This is a genomic window from Niallia sp. WK069_GA_01 (assembly GCF_983173855.1).
This window is the reverse complement of the sequence record NZ_OZ470138.1, coordinates 3,732,258-3,750,898: the sequence shown is the minus strand read 5'-3', so window position 1 is coordinate 3,750,898 and position 18,641 is coordinate 3,732,258. Positions and strand designations below refer to the sequence as shown.

General features: G+C 36.2%; 17 protein-coding genes. 12 read left to right on the top strand and 5 right to left on the bottom strand.

Annotated elements, in window-relative coordinates; all coding sequences use genetic code 11:
- Positions 1-4: 4 nt before the first annotated feature.
- The 4 genes from pseG to AC5LWL_RS17525 all read left to right on the top strand — a co-directional run bounded on the left by pseG (position 5) and on the right by AC5LWL_RS17525 (position 4,413).
- On the top strand, positions 5-1,063 hold the full coding sequence (gene pseG, locus AC5LWL_RS17540) for a UDP-2,4-diacetamido-2,4,6-trideoxy-beta-L-altropyranose hydrolase (protein ID WP_493435512.1): 1,059 nt from the start codon (positions 5-7) through the stop codon (positions 1,061-1,063).
- Entirely contained in the window at positions 1,050-1,595 is a 546-nt protein-coding gene (gene pseH, locus AC5LWL_RS17535; RefSeq protein WP_493435511.1) for a UDP-4-amino-4,6-dideoxy-N-acetyl-beta-L-altrosamine N-acetyltransferase, read from the top strand. The genes pseG and pseH overlap by 14 nt, the downstream gene beginning before the upstream one ends.
- On the top strand, positions 1,595-2,644 hold the full coding sequence (gene pseI / locus AC5LWL_RS17530; RefSeq protein ID WP_493435510.1) for a pseudaminic acid synthase: 1,050 nt from the start codon (positions 1,595-1,597) through the stop codon (positions 2,642-2,644). The genes pseH and pseI overlap by 1 nt, the downstream gene beginning before the upstream one ends.
- Before the next feature lie 446 nt (positions 2,645-3,090).
- Complete coding sequence (locus AC5LWL_RS17525; protein WP_493435509.1) at positions 3,091-4,413, top strand: gluconate:H+ symporter; 1,323 nt, start codon at positions 3,091-3,093, stop codon at positions 4,411-4,413.
- A gap of 545 nt (positions 4,414-4,958) precedes the next feature.
- On the opposite strand, the gene AC5LWL_RS17520 is transcribed toward AC5LWL_RS17525, so the two are convergent.
- Complete coding sequence (locus AC5LWL_RS17520; protein WP_493435508.1) at positions 4,959-5,513, bottom strand: helix-turn-helix domain-containing protein; 555 nt, start codon at positions 5,511-5,513, stop codon at positions 4,959-4,961.
- Positions 5,514-5,623: 110 nt separating this feature from the next.
- Here AC5LWL_RS17520 and AC5LWL_RS17515 point away from each other — a divergent pair, with 110 nt between their 5' ends.
- The gene (locus tag AC5LWL_RS17515) at positions 5,624-6,208 is read left to right on the top strand and encodes a LysE family transporter (protein ID WP_493435507.1); all 585 of its coding nucleotides are present in this window, start codon (positions 5,624-5,626) and stop codon (positions 6,206-6,208) included.
- Positions 6,209-6,323: 115 nt separating this feature from the next.
- Here AC5LWL_RS17515 and AC5LWL_RS17510 read toward each other — a convergent pair whose 3' ends face one another.
- Positions 6,324-6,857: a helix-turn-helix domain-containing protein gene (locus AC5LWL_RS17510; RefSeq protein WP_493436646.1), complete on the bottom strand. Its 534-nt coding sequence runs from the start codon at positions 6,855-6,857 to the stop codon at positions 6,324-6,326.
- 217 nt (positions 6,858-7,074) lie between these two features.
- Between AC5LWL_RS17510 and AC5LWL_RS17505 the strand changes: the two genes are divergently transcribed.
- The 3 genes from AC5LWL_RS17505 to AC5LWL_RS17495 all read left to right on the top strand — a co-directional run bounded on the left by AC5LWL_RS17505 (position 7,075) and on the right by AC5LWL_RS17495 (position 9,023).
- Positions 7,075-7,716, top strand: coding sequence for an alpha/beta hydrolase (locus AC5LWL_RS17505; RefSeq protein WP_493435506.1), 642 nt, complete (start codon positions 7,075-7,077; stop codon positions 7,714-7,716).
- A 26-nt stretch (positions 7,717-7,742) separates the two neighbouring features.
- A complete protein-coding gene (locus AC5LWL_RS17500; protein ID WP_493435505.1) occupies positions 7,743-8,525 on the top strand; it encodes a DODA-type extradiol aromatic ring-opening family dioxygenase in 783 nt (260 codons plus the stop codon).
- An 87-nt stretch (positions 8,526-8,612) separates the two neighbouring features.
- A complete protein-coding gene (locus tag AC5LWL_RS17495) occupies positions 8,613-9,023 on the top strand; it encodes a DoxX family protein (protein ID WP_493435504.1) in 411 nt (136 codons plus the stop codon).
- A gap of 161 nt (positions 9,024-9,184) precedes the next feature.
- Here AC5LWL_RS17495 and AC5LWL_RS17490 read toward each other — a convergent pair whose 3' ends face one another.
- On the bottom strand, positions 9,185-10,033 hold the full coding sequence (locus AC5LWL_RS17490; protein WP_493435503.1) for a dimethylarginine dimethylaminohydrolase family protein: 849 nt from the start codon (positions 10,031-10,033) through the stop codon (positions 9,185-9,187).
- A 671-nt stretch (positions 10,034-10,704) separates the two neighbouring features.
- Between AC5LWL_RS17490 and AC5LWL_RS17485 the strand changes: the two genes are divergently transcribed.
- From AC5LWL_RS17485 to AC5LWL_RS17470, 4 genes are all read left to right on the top strand, one after another.
- Entirely contained in the window at positions 10,705-11,349 is a 645-nt protein-coding gene (locus AC5LWL_RS17485; RefSeq protein ID WP_493435502.1) for a spore coat protein, read from the top strand.
- Between the two features lie 226 nt (positions 11,350-11,575).
- Complete coding sequence (locus AC5LWL_RS17480) at positions 11,576-12,808, top strand: Bcr/CflA family efflux MFS transporter (RefSeq protein ID WP_493435501.1); 1,233 nt, start codon at positions 11,576-11,578, stop codon at positions 12,806-12,808.
- Positions 12,809-13,898: 1,090 nt separating this feature from the next.
- Positions 13,899-14,552 carry a hypothetical protein gene (locus AC5LWL_RS17475; RefSeq protein WP_493435500.1) on the top strand — a complete coding sequence of 218 codons (654 nt, stop codon included), beginning with the start codon at positions 13,899-13,901 and terminating at the stop codon, positions 14,550-14,552.
- Positions 14,553-15,191: 639 nt separating this feature from the next.
- Entirely contained in the window at positions 15,192-15,968 is a 777-nt protein-coding gene (locus AC5LWL_RS17470; protein WP_493435499.1) for a CBS domain-containing protein, read from the top strand.
- 71 nt (positions 15,969-16,039) lie between these two features.
- Here the strand turns inward: AC5LWL_RS17470 and AC5LWL_RS17465 are convergent, their stop codons facing one another.
- Both AC5LWL_RS17465 and AC5LWL_RS17460 read right to left on the bottom strand, forming a co-directional pair.
- Entirely contained in the window at positions 16,040-16,534 is a 495-nt protein-coding gene (locus tag AC5LWL_RS17465; RefSeq protein WP_493435498.1) for a L,D-transpeptidase family protein, read from the bottom strand.
- 397 nt (positions 16,535-16,931) lie between these two features.
- Positions 16,932-17,879 carry an L-lactate dehydrogenase gene (locus tag AC5LWL_RS17460; protein ID WP_493435497.1) on the bottom strand — a complete coding sequence of 316 codons (948 nt, stop codon included), beginning with the start codon at positions 17,877-17,879 and terminating at the stop codon, positions 16,932-16,934.
- Between the last annotated feature and the right edge of the window lie 762 nt (positions 17,880-18,641).

Below are 18,641 nucleotides of genomic sequence, written 5' to 3'. Positions count from 1 at the left end.
AACAATGAATATTTTGATAAGAACAGATGCTTCAAGTGAGATTGGAACAGGTCATGTGATGAGGTGCATGACACTTGCAGAGCAGCTAATGAAGGGCGGTGCAACCATCACATTTATTTGCCGCCGGTTAAAGGGAGATCTTACTGCCCTGCTAATCGAAAAGGGTTTCATAGTAAAGACAATAGAAACAGATGGTGTTATTGCTTGGCAGCAGGATGCTTGTTTGACTTCTAAAATTTTGCTGGAACAAAAACAAATAGATTGGCTTATTGTTGACCATTATCAGTTGGATGAAAAATGGGAACAGAAAATTCGTCCATTCGTTTCTCGTATTCTTGTCATAGATGATCTTGCTAATAGAAGACATGACTGTGATATTGTAGTGGATCAAAATTATTATCTGCCTTTAGAAGAACGTTATAACAAGCTTGTTCCCGAATCTTGTGTGAAATTGCTCGGGCCAAAGTATACGATTCTTCGGCAAGAGTTTTATACGGCAAAAAAATTATCAAAGGAACGGAATGGCAAAATGGAAAGATTGTTGATTTTTTTCGGTGGTAGTGATCCTACGAATGAAACGGAAAAAACATTGCATGCACTTGAACGTTTAAACAATCCCTTTAAAAGGGTGGATGTAGTGGTAGGCAACTCCAACCCCAACAAGCATGTGATAGAGAAGATATGCAAAAGGCGTACTATTTTTTTTCATTGTCAAATAGATTATATGGCAGAATTAATGGCTTTGGCAGATTTGTCTATCGGTGCTGGAGGAACAACAACTTGGGAAAGATGCTACTTAGGATTGCCGACGATAACCATTGAAACAGCCTCCAATCAAAGGGAGATTGTAAATACGCTGTCTTCGATTGGCGTGATCAGCCATTTAGGAACAAGTCTCCAAGTCGATGAGAAAAAGATTGCCAGAGAAATAGAGACGTTAACGGAAGATGAAGGAAGACGGAAAATGATGAGCAGGCGTTCCTTTGAAATAATGGAATCCGATACAGGAGCTCCATCTATTGCAGCGTATATGTTAGGGGGCAATAAGAATGAACCAAACTAAATTCCATTTAGAAACATTGCAGGAACAGGACTTGGAGCGGATTTTGTTTTGGAGAAATCAAAAGCATATTCGATGCTGTTTTTTAACAGATCATGAAATTAAACTGGTCGAGCATAAAGCATGGTATAAAGGGTTATCACCAGAAGAGAAACAGTTATTAAAAGTACTATACTATGAAACAATCCCAATCGGTTTTATGAACCTAGCTAAAATGGATAAAGTGAATCATATTTGTCATTGGGGATTTTATATTGGAGATAATCAAGCACCTAAGGGTTCTGGCACAGCCATGGGAATTCTTGCACTGCAATTTTTGTTTGAAGAGCTAAACATTCGAAAGGTTTGTGCAGAAGTATTGGAATTTAATACGAAAAGCATTCGATTTCATGAGCGCCTCGGTTTTGAAAGGGAAGGAAAATTAAAAAAGCAATGGAAAAAAGAAGAAAAGTATGTTGATATCCTTTTGTTTGGATTTTTGCAGGAGGATTGGTTCAAGCAAAAGACAAAGCTAATAGGAGAGGAGGAAAAGTAATGGATACGATTCAAATTGGCAATCGTTTAATCGGAAAGGATCAACCACCATTTATTATTGCTGAAATGTCAGGAAACCATAATCAGTCTTTAGAACGGGCATTGGAAATAGTGGAGGAAGCTGCGAAAACAGGGGCACATGCGTTAAAGCTGCAAACATATACAGCGGATACGATGACATTAAATCTCACAACAGGTGATTTTTTTATAGAAGATCCGAATAGCTTGTGGAAAAATAGTTCTCTATATAATTTGTATAAGCAGGCATATACCCCATGGGAATGGCATCAAGCTATTTTTGCTAAATGCAAAGAGCTGGGGATGATTGCCTTTAGCAGTCCGTTTGATGAAACAGCGGTGGATTTTCTAGAAACATTACATGTACCTTGTTATAAGATAGCTTCGTTCGAAAATACGGATCTTCCATTGATTCGAAAAGTGGCGCAGACTGGGAAGCCAATGATTATATCTACTGGGATGGCAACTGCGGCAGAAATAGATGAAACAGTAAGAACAGCAAAGGAAGCAGGCTGCAATGATATTATCTTATTAAAATGCACAAGTACGTATCCAGCATCTCCGGAAAACACCAATATTGCTACAATCCCGCATATGAGGGATTTATTTGACTGCGTAATCGGTTTATCTGATCATACGCTTGGAACAGGAGTAGCGGTGGCAAGTGTTGCATTAGGAGCGGCTGTTATTGAAAAGCACTTTACCTTGTCGCGGGCAGATGGTGGCGTGGATTCCTCCTTTTCGATGGAGCCAAATGAAATGAAGACATTGGTAGAAGAATCAGCGCGTGCTTGGCAAGCGTTAGGAACAATCTCTTACGGACCAACAAGCAAGGAAAAACCTTCAAAAAAATTCAGACGATCTTTATATATAGTCAAAGATATGAAAGCAGGAGAAATACTGACAAAGGATCATGTAAAAGTGATCAGACCTGGATTTGGTTTACCTCCGAAATATTTAGACATACTCCTTGGGAAAAAAGTAGGGAAAGATGTAAAAAGGGGAACTCCATTAAAATGGGATTTACTTTAAGAGGTTGTTCAAAAGGTCCGGTAAAAATGACACATCGAATTTTTTCGTTGGTTTGCTTCTCCGCTTCTCACGTATTAACTAGAGGTTCTTCCACTAAAAACGCTCACGTCCTGTGAGCAACGTGGAAGTCATCACATCCTGTGAAAGGGTGATGCTAAAGGTGAAACCGCCTCGAACTTCTCGGTCCTTTTTATCCTCCTTTTTGAAAAAGCACTTTAAAAGAAACAAAAGATTAAGCCGGCGCAAACGGGAGAGTAGAAAAGCTCACTGGGTGCGCTTTTTTTAGTGATGTGTGTTTATTTTATAAAATGATCCAGATGTTCCTACATATCGAGAACATATTTGCACATTTTCAATCAAATCGTTCGAAAAGAACGTATTAAATTTGTATAATGAAGAAAGTTTGACAAAATTGTGTCAGAAAAGGGAGGAGGGAAACAAACCGTATGCCACTTATTATTATTGGAATCGGTATTCTTTTATTATTGCTTTTGATTATCGGCTTGAAGTGCAATGCATTTGTGTCTTTAATCATTGTATCACTAGTTGTTGGACTATTGATGGGAATGAATCCTGCTGAAGCTGTGCAATCTGTTGAATCAGGGATTGGCGGAATGCTGGGATCGCTTGCTTTAGTTTTAGGATTTGGAGCGATGATTGGCAAACTTATGGAAGACTCCGGTGCCGCACAGCGTATTGCCACCACGTTAATTGAACGATTTGGACGGCAGAATATTCAGTGGGCAGGTCTTTTAACAGGATTCATCGTGGGAGTTGCTTTGTTTTTTGATACCGGTTTTATTCTATTAATACCATTAGTTTTTACGATTGCCTTACAAGCAAAGCTTCCTGTTTTGTATATTGGAATGCCAGTTTCTGCTGCGCTCATTACCGTTCACGGATTATTTCCGCCACATCCGGGTCCTACAGCGATTGCCGATATCTTTCATGCGCAAGTTGGTATGATTCTTTTAATAGGAATGATTGTTGTTATTCCAGCTATTATTATTTCCGGAATCGTTTATCCGAAATTTTTTATAAAGCAAACAGAATTGGATGTTACGGTGCCAAAGCAGCTATTTAATCCAATTGTTATGCCAGAAGAACAACTGCCAAGCTTCCGGATTAGTGTGCTTATGGCTTTGCTGCCTGTCCTGCTAATGGGAGGTCGTTCTGTATTAGAGTTGACCGTTCCTCACTCAAACGTTATGGAATTATTTCATTTTTTAGGCGATCCTGCAGTAGCACTATTGATTACATTAATTATCGCCATTTATACATTAGGCTTAAGAAGAGGAAAGACATTGGCATCTATCATGAAAAGCATCGAATCCTCTGTTGTTTCGATTGCGATGATTTTATTAATCAATGGAGGCGGCGGAGCGTTTAAACAAGTAATTATTAACAGCGGTACGGGCGACTATATAGCAGAAGTGATGAAGGATGTTTCCATTAGTCCTCTTTTACTTGGTTTTGTTATTGCTGCTGCCTTGCGCCTTACTTTAGGTGCCGCAACAGTAGCAGGGGTTACGGCATCAGGCATTGTCCTTCCTTTGACAGCAGCTTCTACCGTTCATCCAGAGTTGATGGTACTCGCCATCGGAGCAGGCAGTATGACCTTTTCCCATGTAAATGATCCTGGCTTTTGGATCTTTAAAGAATATTTCAACTTATCGATTGGAAAGACAATAAAAACCTGGTCAATGATGACATTAATTAGCTCACTTGTATCACTTGGCATGATATTAATTTTAAGTGTTTTTATGTGAATAGAGAAGAGAGATGCTTCTTAAGATAGGATTAGGATTCTGATGATTATGAGGTATGGAACCCAGTGACATTAACGTAAGATTCATAAAGTGAACCTTTCCTTTCAACAGTGAGGGAGTTACTGCATGTTAAGAGTGGGATAAAAGCAGAGTCACCAAGTGAAACATCAATATATTTGAAATTTTAAGAAAAACGAGTGGAAGCGCTAGGTTTTCCGAGGCTTACTGCTCGCTTTCCATGGGGCGGGCGGCAAGAACACGGTAGCCATCAAGCTGACGAAAGTGGTGCATCATTTTGTTCTTCTTTCGTCAGCTTTTTTTGTCTATTCGTAAAGTGCACGTTTAATAAGCCTTTTTTTATGTAGTTGTAGCTGTTTTTGAAATATTGCTTGAAAAAGAAGACATTTCCTCCATTCGACTCCTTGTTCATTAAAACGTTAATATAATTCCTCAGTTAATCTACCCCGTAGCTAAAAGAAAAGAAGGGCAGGTTTTGGAACATTCCCTTTCATTACGCACTCTTTTGTGTTTTTGAAGGATTCTGTTTAAGCAGGATAATAAATAGTCATACTTAAACGCGTCCATGTATTTCCTGCATTATGGTAGGTATGAGGTCTGTCTGCTTTAAATTTGATCGAATCGCCAGCGCTGACTGTATAGTCCTTGTTGTTCACTTGTACGGTTAATTCTCCATCAAATACGGTAATAAATTCTTCTGTTCCCTCCCGGTGAGCGCCAGCACTTAGAAACCCATCTATATCTATCTCCACGCTATACACCTCAAAACGTCTATCATCTTGAAAAGGGAAGTAGGGATACACTCGATATTTTCCATTATCCTCCGTTAAAACTTGAACTTCCTTTCTTTGAACAACTTTTGTTTCGGGCTGCGGATTATTAATTAATGAGGTAAAAGAAATCTTTAAGCCATTAGCAATTTTCCAAATTGTTGTAATAGTGGGACTTGATTCCCCTCTTTCGATTTGCCCAATCATTGTTTTGCTTACACCAGTCAACTCTGCAACTCTCTCTAGACTCAGTTTATCGCTTTCTCTAAAGGCCTTTAAGTTTTTCGCAATAATACTATTTATTTCTTCCATAAAAAAACTCCTTATTTACAATATAACGTCAGTTTTATACAATATATTGTGATTGGTCGTTATATTGATTTTTTTGATCATTATAACATATTTTATAAGGAGGAATGAAATTGCCGTTAGTACCTTTTTTGTTATATGTTTTTATAACCAGTTTTACACCAGGTCCCAATAATATTATGGCATTAGTGTTTGCAAACAAATACGGATTTAAAAAAACGATAAAATTCTGTATAGGAGTAGGCGCTGGATTCTTTTTTATCATGGTAATTTGTAGTTATTTTAATCTATTGCTTAAAAGTTTCCTTCCAAAAATAGAAATATATTTGTCTATTATAGGTGCAGTTTATATGTTGTATTTAGCAGTGAAAATAGGGTGGAGCACTTCAGATGAAGAAGGGGAAAACGAAGGAAATCATAATAATTTTTTCTCAGGAATGTTCTTGCAATTTATTAATCCAAAGGGAATTCTATATGGAATTACGGTTGTATCTGCCTTTATCATTCCTTATCATGCTTCTAATTTCAGCTTGTTATTGTATTCATTATTATTAGGATTCGTAGGAATAGTGTCTACTATGTGCTGGAGTGTATTCGGATCGATCTTTCAGAAGTTCCTGGCGAAATATAGAAAGCTGTTTAATATCTTCATGGCTTTGTTATTAGTATATAGTGCATTATCGATTGTAATGAAATAAGCAAGATGCCTGTCACCACCCGTTATACCTTAAAATAGCGGGTGGCTTCTATTTAGATATGATTTTAGGCATAAGACATTATCTGCATTTCACGTTCTTCTAATAGGCACGCTTCTCAAAAGTCTAGTTCTGTATCGGAATAGATAGAGATTAATAGGACGGCTTTTTCTTCTCCGATGTTTTGGACAAAATGAGGTACACTGGCGTTCCAACTAAAGGAGTCGCCTTTTTCGACAATAACGATATCTTCTCCTTGTTCCGCTAAGACCTTTCCTTCTAATACTAAGTGACATTCTTGCCCTTCATGGGCATTTGGTTCGCCCATAGAAGCTCCCGGGGGGAATTCTACAATCATCATACGAAGGCCAGCCTTAGATGTTAAATGTTCAATTTTTAAGTCATTATAAGAGGTGACGGAACGATTTTCTTTTTTAACAATATGCAAATGCTGTTTCTTATCTAACAGTAAGTATGGAAGAGGAACATCTAAGAACTTTGCAATCGTACTTAATGTATTAATAGATGGAGATGTATTATTATTTTCCACATTACTAATAAATCCTTTAGAAAGCCCTGTCGCATCACACATTTGGGCAATCGTTATTTTTTTTCTATTTCTAACCGCTCGTATTTTTTTACCTATATCCAGTTTACTCACCTCGAAAAAAGTATTCTTATAGAGAATATAGTTTTATATTAGCAAAAAAACTGTTGACAATCCACTATTTATTTTGTTATCTTATAAACAATAAATATTCTTATAAATGAACTTTTTTATTTTGCTCAATAGTTTTCTAATATGAATTAATTATTCTTATTGGTATTTTTATAAGCAGGTCAATAATAAACTGGAGAGGAAGAGATGAATGATTGCTCCAATGGTATACGAACTACGCAAACCAATGAAGATAGATCCGACTAAATCATATCCAGCATTATTTGTACTTCATGGAATGGGGAGTAATGAACAAAATATGCTGTCGCTTGTTGAAGGATTAGAAGACCAGTTTTTTATTTTTAGTATTCGCGGTCCATTATCACAAGGGGTGGGTTATGCCTATTTCAGTATTCAAGGTTATGGAAAGCCACATAGAGAAATATTTGATCAAAGCATCGAAAAAATAACTTGCTTTATCGATTATGCTGAACAACAGTATCCCATTGATCATAACAATCTCTATTTTCTTGGATTCAGTCAGGGTTCTATCCTTTCGATGTCCCTTGGATTAACTTTAGGAAATCGTATAAAGGGAATTGTTGCACTTAGTGGATATATACCTGCTTTTGTAAAAGAAGAATATAATGGACAGCCGCTTGGAAATTTGTCTGTTTTCATTTCACATGGAGTGTATGACAATATTCTTCCGTATGAATGGGGAGAGGCAGCTAAAGAAGAGTATCAAAAATTAGGTGCCAATGTCTTATTTAAAAGTTATGAAGAAGGTCATACTGTTTCCTTAAGCAATCAAGCTGACTTTATGAATTGGCTGCGTGCAGAGATTATCTAATATAGCAAGCAGAAAGGGGGAATTTGATGCTGCCCACGTATTTTATCGCACATGGTGCACCGTCTTTAGCTATTGAAAATAATGATTATACGCAATTTTTAGAAAAGATTGGCAATACAATCCCAAAACCAAAAGCGATTGTATTATTTTCCGCTCATTGGGAGTCCTTGATTCAAAAAATCGGTGATGTAATGGAATATGAGACCATTTATGATTTTAGAGGATCTTCAGATGCGTTATATCAAATGACTTATCCCGCCAAAGGAGAAAGTACCATTGTAGGGGAAATACAAGCGCTTTTAAAAAAAGAAGGAATTTCCGCCATTACCGATACTAATCGAGGCTTGGACCATGGAGCATGGGTGGTGGTGCGTTTTCTTTATCCAAATGCAGATATTCCCGTTATAGCTATGTCTGTTAATGCCCGTTTAACACCTGAAGAGCAATATAAGATAGGTAAATCATTATCCATTCTTAGAGAAAAAGAGATCCTTCTTGTTGCTAGTGGAGGAACTGTTCATAATTTACGAAAATTAAAAATGCTGGAAAATCAGAATGAAGTGGATAACTGGGCATTAGAGTTTGATCTTTGGCTACAAAAACATCTTGAAAAATGGGATACAGATTCTTTATTTCAATATGAGGAACTAGCACCTTCTGCTAGATTAGCTGTACCTTCTTATGGAAGAGAGCATTTTATTCCGCTCTTTTATGCAATGGGTGCTGCAGATTCGAATAAAAAGGCGAAGCTGCTTTATCGTAGTTATCAATACGGTAATTTAAGTCATAGTATTTGGCAATTTTCTTAAATTCGTTTTGTTAAAGAACAAAGGATGTTTCTTTTGCATCTGATTAAAATAGGAAATTATAATAAATTATTTTGGAGGTAGATCAACATGATAAATAAATATGAAGCAGGAACATTTGTTTTAAGAATTGTTTTAGGAATTAGTTTTTTTATTCACGGCTTGGCTAAATTTCAAGCAGGAATAACAAACACAGCCGGCTGGTTTGAGAGTATTGGACTTCCAGGGTTTTTAGCTTATTTAGTAGCAGGTGGAGAACTAGTAGGAGGAATTGCTCTTATTATTGGGTTGTTAAGTAGAATCGTTTCCTTATTATTGGCGGTTATTATGATCAGTGCTATTGTAACGGTAAAATTATCAGCAGGCTTTTTAAATGGATTTGAATTAGAAGTAGCCTATTTTGTAATGGCGGTTTCAATCGCAATAACTGGTTCAAGAGCATTTGCAATTGATGCACTTCTTTTCAAAGAGAAAGAAGAGACCTCATCATTTGATGTATAAAGTGACTGCTGCTTAGATAGCTTATTTGTTTATCTTACTCATAGTGGCAATGTGATTGATTCTTCCGTATGTAGCGGTGCCTGTGTCACCACCCGAAAGTTTGAAGTAAAGTCAAAAACTTCTCGGGTGGTGGCAGTGTATCGCAATAAGCACAAGTCTTTTTATCCTTCTCTTTCCAAAGGAAGTGTACAGCACCGGAAAGCTCCGCCTGATTTGATGATTTCTGAAATGTCTACTTCCATCACCGTATATCCTCGTTTTCGAAGCTCTTGATTTACTTCCGTATTCATTGGCAGGCTAAATACTTTTTTGTTTCCAATTGATAATACATTTGTTCCTAATGTTGCTTGTTCTTTCGTGGATACTTTAATTAAGCTGTACCTTTCTTCTAGAAGTGTTACAACTTCTTTATCAATTGCATCTGGGTAAATAAGTGCTTCAGATGGAGATAAAATATTAAACACGCAGTCTAAATGCAAAAAGGACGCGTTAAATGGGACCGTAATTATCTCTTTGTTGGATAATGATTCTTCCAAATGCATGATCGCCTTTTTACTTGTCCGATTACTTAAGCCGACATAAATTGAATTTCGGTCAAGCACCACATCTCCACCTTCAATTTTTTCTCCGCTGAATTTAGTGAAGGAGATATGTTCATTCTCTAGCCACTCTAGGAAAGAATATTCTTCGCCCTTCCTTATAACATGTCCCATTTCGGAAACAAATACATGATCGCCAATAATGAAGCCAATATCTCTTGTGAAGACTTGTTCTGGATATTTTTTTAATGGGGCAAGAAGAATGACTTCCATTCCTTGTTCTTTCAATTTCTCAACAAAGATAGTATGCTGCTGTAGTGCTTTTTCGGTATCGATATTTTGTTGAAAAAATTGTTCTTGAATTGTATTAATAGGTTCTTGAATGGTCATATAGGTTGGAGGTGCTAGGATAACTTTTTTTAGTGGATGGTATTCACTTGGGCAGCCAATTTTTATGTTTTTATCACGCATAATAAACCTCCTCGTTTGATTTATATTTATTCCATTAAGTGTTGTTATCTTAAATGAATTTTGTTATGAAGTTACGCTGTAGTAAGATTTTTTGGGCTCTCTCGAAAATAACATAAGAATCATACATTATTTTGTACTCTCAAACTTAGAAAAGAGAATACAGAAGAAACAGCTCGTTAAAACAAAATGGATACCCATGCTGATAAAGACTCACACCATAGCACACGAAAAGAGTTTGAACCAGGGAGCAGACGGAATACACGAAGACTCCTATGGGATTAGCGAGACAGGTGAGACCCCGCAGGAGTTTACTCAGAGGAGGCTCACCGCTCGCCCCATGGAAAGCGAAGTGTATTCCGACTGCGGACCAATTGAGAGCTAGCATTACCTTTTCAGGTGAAGAGGGAAAAACATTTCTTTTTCTAAATACTACCATGTCCGAAGATTAGTTGTCTGCTTTTACACCTGTTTAATGATTTGTTTGTGTAGTATGAATGTTGTTGAAATGAATTAAGGTGCATTTTTATCGGATGATGGAACTAGTGAGCAAGTCAATATGTTTATCATTTCTAATATTTTATTTATTATGACTATATCTGTGAATAATTTATTTCTGTTTTTACATACTATTTCTGTTATTGTTTTTCTGAAAAATGGAGGGGATTTATTTGTTGCAAAATGGACAAAATCAAGTACATCAAAATTTACAAACGGGGCAAGTTCCTCAAAATTTAAATCACGGTGGCCATGAAATGTTCGATGTGCATGAAGTATTAACGGGTACTATCAATACATTAAACATGTATAAGCTTATGGAAGCACATGTAACAGATCCCGAATTGCGTGATATTTTAGATCGACAATATCAGTTTATTCAAGAAGAGTATAATCTTACTCTAGAAAGCTTTAAAACAGGACAGCATCCTGCCAAAAGAATAGAACCGTATATGATGCAAGTAAATAATGATTTTGTTTTTGGTTTTGTGCCAATGCCTCCAGCGAAGCCCATTCAAAATGTATCAGAGATGACAGATCAACAAGTAGCGGTTGCGATGCTTAACGCTGCGAAGGCTTCTGCATCAATGAGAACAATGGCAGCAACAGAAACGACTAATCCTGTTGTTCGCAGAGTGATTGCAGCATCTATTCCAAACTGTATTGAAATGGCATATGAAATTTCATTATGGCAAAACAAACATCATTATTATCAAGTACCACAGCTTGCCGCACAGGATATGCAGCAAGTGCTGAACTCCTATGCACCTGCTGTGCCAAGTTCAACGCAGCAACAAATAAGTAATAATAATATGCATTAATTAGATGGAAATGTGGTAAATAAGCAAGGATAGCAGGGTAGTGCTTAGATTATGCAGAGAGATGTGCATGATCTAAGCACTTTTTTTCAGAAAAACATAAATGAATAGTGTAAAATAAAGAAATTTCACTATCTATGGACTTTTTTTTATATACATAGTGAAAATATAGTTTTATTGTGGTATAAAGAAACAATAATTAATGAAAGAAGAAAGGAGTTGGACATTTATGATTCATAACCCAACAGGAAAAGAGCGTTTAGTATTTGCTCTTCTACTTGGAATGCTTGGGGTATTAGGACCGCTGAATATTGATATGTATTTACCGAGTTTTCCCGATATTGCTCAGGATCTAAAGGCCTCCGCTTCGCTTGTACAACTCAGTTTAACTGCTTGTTTAATTGGTCTTGCAATTGGCCAGGTTATTGTTGGACCAATTAGTGATGCCAAAGGGAGAAGAAAACCGTTATTAATTTCTATATTTTTATTTGCTTTATCATCCCTTCTCTGCGCACTTGCACCAAATATTACTACATTAGTAATAGCAAGATTTTTACAGGGGCTTACTGCTTCGGCAGGACTTGTTCTTTCCCGGGCTATCGTCCGTGATGTATTTAGTGGCAGAGAGCTTACTAAATTCTTTTCGTTATTAATGGTTATTAATGCAGTAGCACCAATGGCTGCGCCGATGACAGGTGGAGCCATCCTACTATTGCCGTTTTCAAACTGGAATACGATTTTTTTCTTTTTGGCTTTGCTCGGGCTGCTAATCGTATTGATTGTTGCCATGCAATTAAAAGAAACGTTGCCACAAGAGAAAAGAATTCCAAGCTCGGTCGGACATTCCCTGCATACAATGGGAAGTTTGCTGAAGGATCGCTCCTTTATTGGCTACGCATTGATTGTTGGATTTATTCATGGAGGAAGTTTTGCATATGTAGCAGGAACTCCATTCGTGTATCAAGGTATTTACGATGTATCCCCACAAGTTTTCAGCATTCTATTTGGGATTAATGGGATCGCTATAATTACAGGAAGCTGGATTATCGGTCGATATGGCGGGATTATAGATGAGAAAAAATTACTTCAAGCTGGCGTAATGATGGCAGTTTGTGCAACCTTTATTCTTCTAATCATGACGATAGTAAAAGGTCCGTTGGCAACGCTCGTTATTCCTATTTTTATTTACATGACAGCTATGGGAATGATCGTAACCAGTTCCTTTACATTAGCAATGGAACATCAAGGGCATCGTGCGGGAAGCGCAAGTGCTGTACTTGGCATGCTGCCATTATTAATCGGTTCGATTGTATCTCCTCTTGTTGGCATTAATGAGGCGACAGCTGTACCAATGGGAGCCGTTTTATTTACTACTTCCTTTATTGGAGCCATTTTCTTTATAAAATTAATAAAAAAGAAGAAGCAAACAGAACAAAGAGTAGAGGTGAAAATGGAGGGATAAGTTCCTCCATTTTTTTGTTGTTGTTGATGAATTGCTAGGATGCTCGCTTTATTATTTGTATGGTACTGTTGAAATTAGGTTGTTGATAACTCAAACTTCGTACCATCAAATTCGTTTGCAAGTCTTGATATTACTCGGCTTAGAACAATAAAATGAGAGGCTTGTTTTTTAGTGTGGGTGTTGCTTTCCACTACGGGTTGCTTCGCTTTCCGCGGGGTGGGAGCTCTGAGCCTCCTCGGCTTTGCCTTGCGGGGTCTTTAGCCTTCCCACATTTCCCGCAGGAGTCTTCACACCCTCCGTTACAAGCAACCTGTTTTAGAATAAGTTCTTGTCTTCGAATTTCATTACAAGGTATGACGGCTAAACAATGGGGCGATGATTGAAGATAAGAAAGGATAAAATTTTTGAACTTAAATGAGTGTCTAGCTTCGCCGTACAGGATGTACAAGTGCCGGCGAAAACATAAGGACGTTGCGTATTTAGCCGGTCAGCGCCTAGCCCTGGTGAGTATTGCCCCATGCTTCTAAAAGTAAAAAGCACTTTTTGAGTCATATGAACATTTTTCTTCGGGTCTGAGCAAGGAGCTTGTGCTTTTCTTATTCAACGTTGTTCTCCCAAAATGTGCACTTTTAGTCTATTTTTATAATATGGGTGTTTTTACTAGTTCAACGGCAGCAACTAATGAATCAAAACGGCTTGATTGGAGTGGAAGGTGCGAGACTCCTGTGGGCTCAGCGCGAGCCCCACGGAAAGCGAGCATCCTGAAACGAGAATATTGCCCCTATTTATAAGGAATAATATTTGCAAAAAAACATCCTAAAAGACGAATCAATCATCCATTTCTCATTGCTCTAAACCAAGTTATGCTAATACATGAAGAGCAATTTATAACATCGAAGTTTGAGTTGATAAGTACTAGAATCACCTTTTTAGTTATCTGCCCACCTCGTTTGGTAAATATGTCTTGCATCATTCAAACCATCTTAATGGTATATACGAAAAATTGAAACTTTTTCCATCAATAATCGTATAGTAATATAACCAAATCGGATTAGCTATTTCCTTTGTAAAGGAAGAAAGAGGTGGGGTTTTGCTGAATATCTTTTTTGTTTTTATATTTAGTATCAGCGTTTTTTATTTACTAAAGGAAGCATTTAATAGAAAGAAAGCTGCAGAAATGGCAAAAGATGCTGTTTATCCGCTAAAAGAAGAGGAATTTAGCAGTATTTTGGTGCCAAATGAATGGAAAGAGATGAAACATCTTTCGAAAACTGCAAAGTCGTACCAGTTTGTGATGTGGGGAACGGCCGCTGCCATTATTTTATTATCTATACTATTGTTCCTAGTAATTTCAACGAACTGGTTAGCTTCCTATTCTTTAAATGTTGCCTACTTATTTTTTGTGATAATTTTTTCAATCAAGCATCAAGGGAATTTATTTATTTTAGAAAAGGGTCTCATTATTAACGGGAAATTCTATTCTTCACAAGAAATCCAGTCTTATCATGTTGAACAAATTATTCGCTGGCATTCCCTATATGGTTTACATTCCCGTGTGAATAATGGATTCAAATTGACATTTAAATTGAAAAAGAAAATGTTTCAGCCAAATTATATGGTAGTGGAAAAACTTGAGCATTTAGAAAAAATTCTTGCATTGCTAGAAGAGAAGGAAATCCCATGCAGTAAAAAAAATGAGCAATTTAGGTGTAGGACGATTGGGGATAATCAAAATAAAGCATAGATTAGAGGTTTCTTATAGAAGCTGGGACATAAGTATTCCAGCCGAAGATAAACCCAAACCATGATACGAAGATGAAAAAATATTTCGTATCATGGTTTGGGTTTTTTATTGATGTAAAAAAGAAGGTTTGTGGTAATCACCCGCAGCCTGCATACACTTCGCTTTCCGTGGGGCTCGGCTTTAGCCGCTTCGTCCCTTGGCCTGCAGGGTCTCAGCTGTCTCGCTAATTCCACCGGAGTCTACGTGTATGCAGGCTGCTCCATTTTCCAATCTATTTCCTTTTTTTCTTGGTAAAAGAATTAGGTTTTAGAAAATAACCTTTAAAAACGAAGTGAAATGGAGCTACAGACATTCTACTTCCCGCGGAAAACGAGTGTGTGTAGCGCAATGGAACAACATAGTTTTTATACTTAACTAGATTAAATAACCAGTATAGGGAAGTAACCATTTACAAGCTAAATTAGAGAATATTCGTCTATACCTATTATCTATTTCGTTATGTTTCAGCCTCTGTTTGATATCAAAAGCAGCCTTCCATTCGAAATCAGCAAAATAAAAAAGATTGAGGATAGTGATTATTGGAAATTAACTATAGAATAGGAAGTAAATATAAATGCAGATAAGGAAGGTTTTATAGCAATGAAAAGTGCAAAGAAAAATCTTGATATACTTCGGGAAATTTATTCAAACAATCTTTCTGTAGCATTAATCGCAGAAGAATTATTAGCTTGTTCTCTAGAAAATGATGCAATTAAAGTAAAACGCCATCTGCAAGAGCTGGATTTTGATTACTATGGTGTCGAAAGTGACAACAAGATCATTGGGTATATTGTTCAATCTGAATTAAAGGATGGACTGATTTCCCAATATATGCATCCTTTCGACATGGAGTATATTGTATCTGATTCGACTTCTTTGCTGGAGCTATTACAAATTTTACGAGATAAGCATCCTGTTTTTGTATTGGAAAAGAACCAAATAAAAAAGCTGATCACAGTTGCAGATTTACAAAAGCATCCGATTCGCATGCTCGTATTTGGCTTAATTTCCATGTTAGAAATGAATTTAGTAGAGTTAATTAAAAAAAATTACCCAAATGAACAATGGAAAGCTTGTTTAAATGAAAATAGAATCCAAAAGGCGATGGACATTTTTCGAATGAGAAAAAATAAAAATGAAGGGCTAGATTTGATTGACTGTTTACAGTTATCTGATAAAGGAGAAATCATTCAAAAAACACCTTTTTTATTAGATATTTTAGAGTTTCGCTCTAAAACGGAAGTTAAACAATTTTTTAAAGCAATAGAAGAATTAAGGAATAACACAGCCCACTCGCAAGAATATGTCTATGAAGATTTTAATGATTTTTTGGACATTATTTCTAGAATGGAAATTATGCTGAGTGTTTTTCGTTAATTTTATTCTCCTATATTTTTTGGCTATATTCTATTATGAAAAAATATCCAAAGCAAGCATTTACCAGCTTTTTATGGATGAATAGAAACGGAGGTTCCTATTGGGATGATTCTTGATAATTCCTCAACATCTTTGTTAAACATGCGAATGCAGCCCTTTGAAACGGATTTCCCAATGGAACTGGGGTTATTTGTTCCATGAATTCCATAATGCTGTTTGGACAAACTCATCCACATCGTACCAAATGGACCACCGGGATTTGGCGCTTTATTGATAATAATGAAATTTCCAACTGGTGTTCCTGATAATATTTTTCCAACGGCAATAGGATATTGCTTTTGCAGAACATTATTCTTTAGTAACTTCAACGAACGATTATTAACGGATACATCAATCTTATATGGAATGCTTTCGGGCAGAGGAAAACCTGGTATCACAATGGATTGGCCTGGATAAATAATATCAGGATTTATGCCAGGATTAGCATAAATAATGCTTAATAAGGAAGTACGGTAGTCTTTTGAAATCTGTCCGAGTGTTTCCCCTGGTTTGACTGTATGAATCAAATTCGACACCTCCATAGGTTATAGCTGCTATAGTACAGTCTATGTCTATTATGGAAAGTGATTCATAAAAGGAAAAAGAGCGGATAGAGGCATTGGAAAATACACGGAGCATTTTTTATCAAAATTTGTGTTAGGGGATTTTTATATACTATCAATAAATTGTAGCTAATCTGCCTTCCTAACCACATCTATTTTCCATATTATGTAACTAGATAAAAAAATAACAACACATCCACAACAGATTAGTATGTTAGACATCGAAATTTTTAAAAATAATGCTAAGGAAGTCAATTAGAATATGAAGTGGCTAAACAATTATTGCGTTAATAGAAATCAAAGAACCCGTCCAATTATGAGTTAATTGGGCGGGTTCTTTAATTGTTGTGATGTTTTGTTCTTAAAGAACAGGAGCCATTGTTTCTTTTAGTACTTTAACAGAATAATCAAATTGTTTTTTCTCTTCGCTGTTTAAGTCAAGCTCTACTACTTCACGAATACCATCACGATTGATAACTGCTGGAACACCAACATACACATCGCTTTGACCATACTGACCATCAAGGTAAGCTGATACTGGTAAAATAGAGTTTTCGTTATTTAAAATAGCTTTAGTAATACGAACTAGAGACATACCGATTCCGTAGAAAGTTGCACCTTTTCTCTCAATAATATGATATGCTGCATCTCGAACATTTACAAATATTTCATCTAAGTCTTTTTGATTGTATTCAGGTTTTTTGTTTAGTAAAGATTGAACACTTTCTAAACCAACAGTTGCTTTGCTCCATACTGGCAATTCTGTATCGCCATGCTCTCCAATAATAGAAGCATGGATATTTCTAGTATCCACATTAAAGTATTCACCAAGCATATAACGGAAACGAGCACTATCTAAAGTAGTTCCAGAACCTATTACTCTTTCTTTCGGTAAACCAGATTCTTTCCAAGTTACATAAGTAAGAATATCCACTGGGTTTGTAGCGATTAAGAAAATGCCATCAAAACCACTGTCCATAACACTTTTAATGATTTGTTTGAAGATTGCTGTGTTTTTTGCCACTAGATCTAAACGAGTTTCACCTGGTTTTTGTGGTAATCCAGCAGTAATAACTACTAAATCAGCAAGTCCGCAATCTTCGTATTTTCCATTCCATACTTTTACTGGTGATGGAGCGAATGGCATACCATGGTTAAGGTCCATTGCTTCCCCTTCTGCTCTTTTTTCATTTACGTCAATTAGAACTAATTCTTCTGCTACACCTTGGTTAATGAAAGAATAAGCAAAGCTACAACCAACTGCTCCTGTACCAATTAATACAACACGATTAATATTTTGTTTTGTCATTGTATATCTCTCCTTATGTATCTTTTGATTAATTAAATGTAATACTAATAGTTTTTTTATAATCAAAAGCTATATTTTCTTTATATTGTTTTTTATTTTGCTTATCTTAGGTTTGCTTTTGATAATTTTATTATACATAATTTATTGTGAATTTCATCACAAATATATGTCAAAAATGTGAATCGAACAATTGAAACGCTTTCTTAAGAGTTGTTGTTCACATTTTTGTCACAATTAGTCTTTTTTTTCGTTATATTTCGAGCAATGACGACATTTTTCTTTTAATGAAATGAGTAATTTAAGTTTTATTTTGAATAATGATAATGAGCAAGTGGAGATCGTCTTGAAAGATAAATAAGTTTTATTTAAAACAAAACTTATTCTGTTCTTTTCACGATTATTAGAAGGGAATTACTAAGGTAACAAGAAATTTGACCATAAATGAAAGAAGGAAAAAAAACGATCACTTATAAAGTTCCAAGAACCAAGATACTGCATATCGAAAGAAGAGAACCAAACGGACATATTCAATAGTTTTTTACTTCCTTTACGAATCCAAATAAAAATACATCACATCTTACTACTATTACAATCACGCTTTTCGTACAGACGAGACTCCAATGTAAAGTTGGTGTTTCTTTATTATGAACCGAAATGAACCACCAGTGTGTACACTGATGGTTCATTTCGATTTAGAAGATCAAGCGAACTTCTTTGAGATAAGTTTATTTTCTTATGTAAAAATAAGTATTAGCTCCATCC

Coding starts and splice junctions, on each gene's coding strand:
- AC5LWL_RS17505 (WP_493435506.1), top strand. CDS start 7,075: ATGATTGCTCCAATGGTATACGAACTACGCAAACCAATGAAGATAGAT.
- AC5LWL_RS17495 (WP_493435504.1), top strand. CDS start 8,613: ATGATAAATAAATATGAAGCAGGAACATTTGTTTTAAGAATTGTTTTA.
- AC5LWL_RS17470 (WP_493435499.1), top strand. CDS start 15,192: ATGAAAAGTGCAAAGAAAAATCTTGATATACTTCGGGAAATTTATTCA.
- pseH (WP_493435511.1), top strand. CDS start 1,050: ATGAACCAAACTAAATTCCATTTAGAAACATTGCAGGAACAGGACTTG.
- AC5LWL_RS17480 (WP_493435501.1), top strand. CDS start 11,576: ATGATTCATAACCCAACAGGAAAAGAGCGTTTAGTATTTGCTCTTCTA.
- pseG (WP_493435512.1), top strand. CDS start 5: ATGAATATTTTGATAAGAACAGATGCTTCAAGTGAGATTGGAACAGGT.
- AC5LWL_RS17460 (WP_493435497.1), bottom strand. CDS start 17,879: ATGACAAAACAAAATATTAATCGTGTTGTATTAATTGGTACAGGAGCA.
- AC5LWL_RS17525 (WP_493435509.1), top strand. CDS start 3,091: ATGCCACTTATTATTATTGGAATCGGTATTCTTTTATTATTGCTTTTG.
- AC5LWL_RS17520 (WP_493435508.1), bottom strand. CDS start 5,513: ATGGAAGAAATAAATAGTATTATTGCGAAAAACTTAAAGGCCTTTAGA.
- pseI (WP_493435510.1), top strand. CDS start 1,595: ATGGATACGATTCAAATTGGCAATCGTTTAATCGGAAAGGATCAACCA.
- AC5LWL_RS17490 (WP_493435503.1), bottom strand. CDS start 10,033: ATGCGTGATAAAAACATAAAAATTGGCTGCCCAAGTGAATACCATCCA.
- AC5LWL_RS17500 (WP_493435505.1), top strand. CDS start 7,743: ATGCTGCCCACGTATTTTATCGCACATGGTGCACCGTCTTTAGCTATT.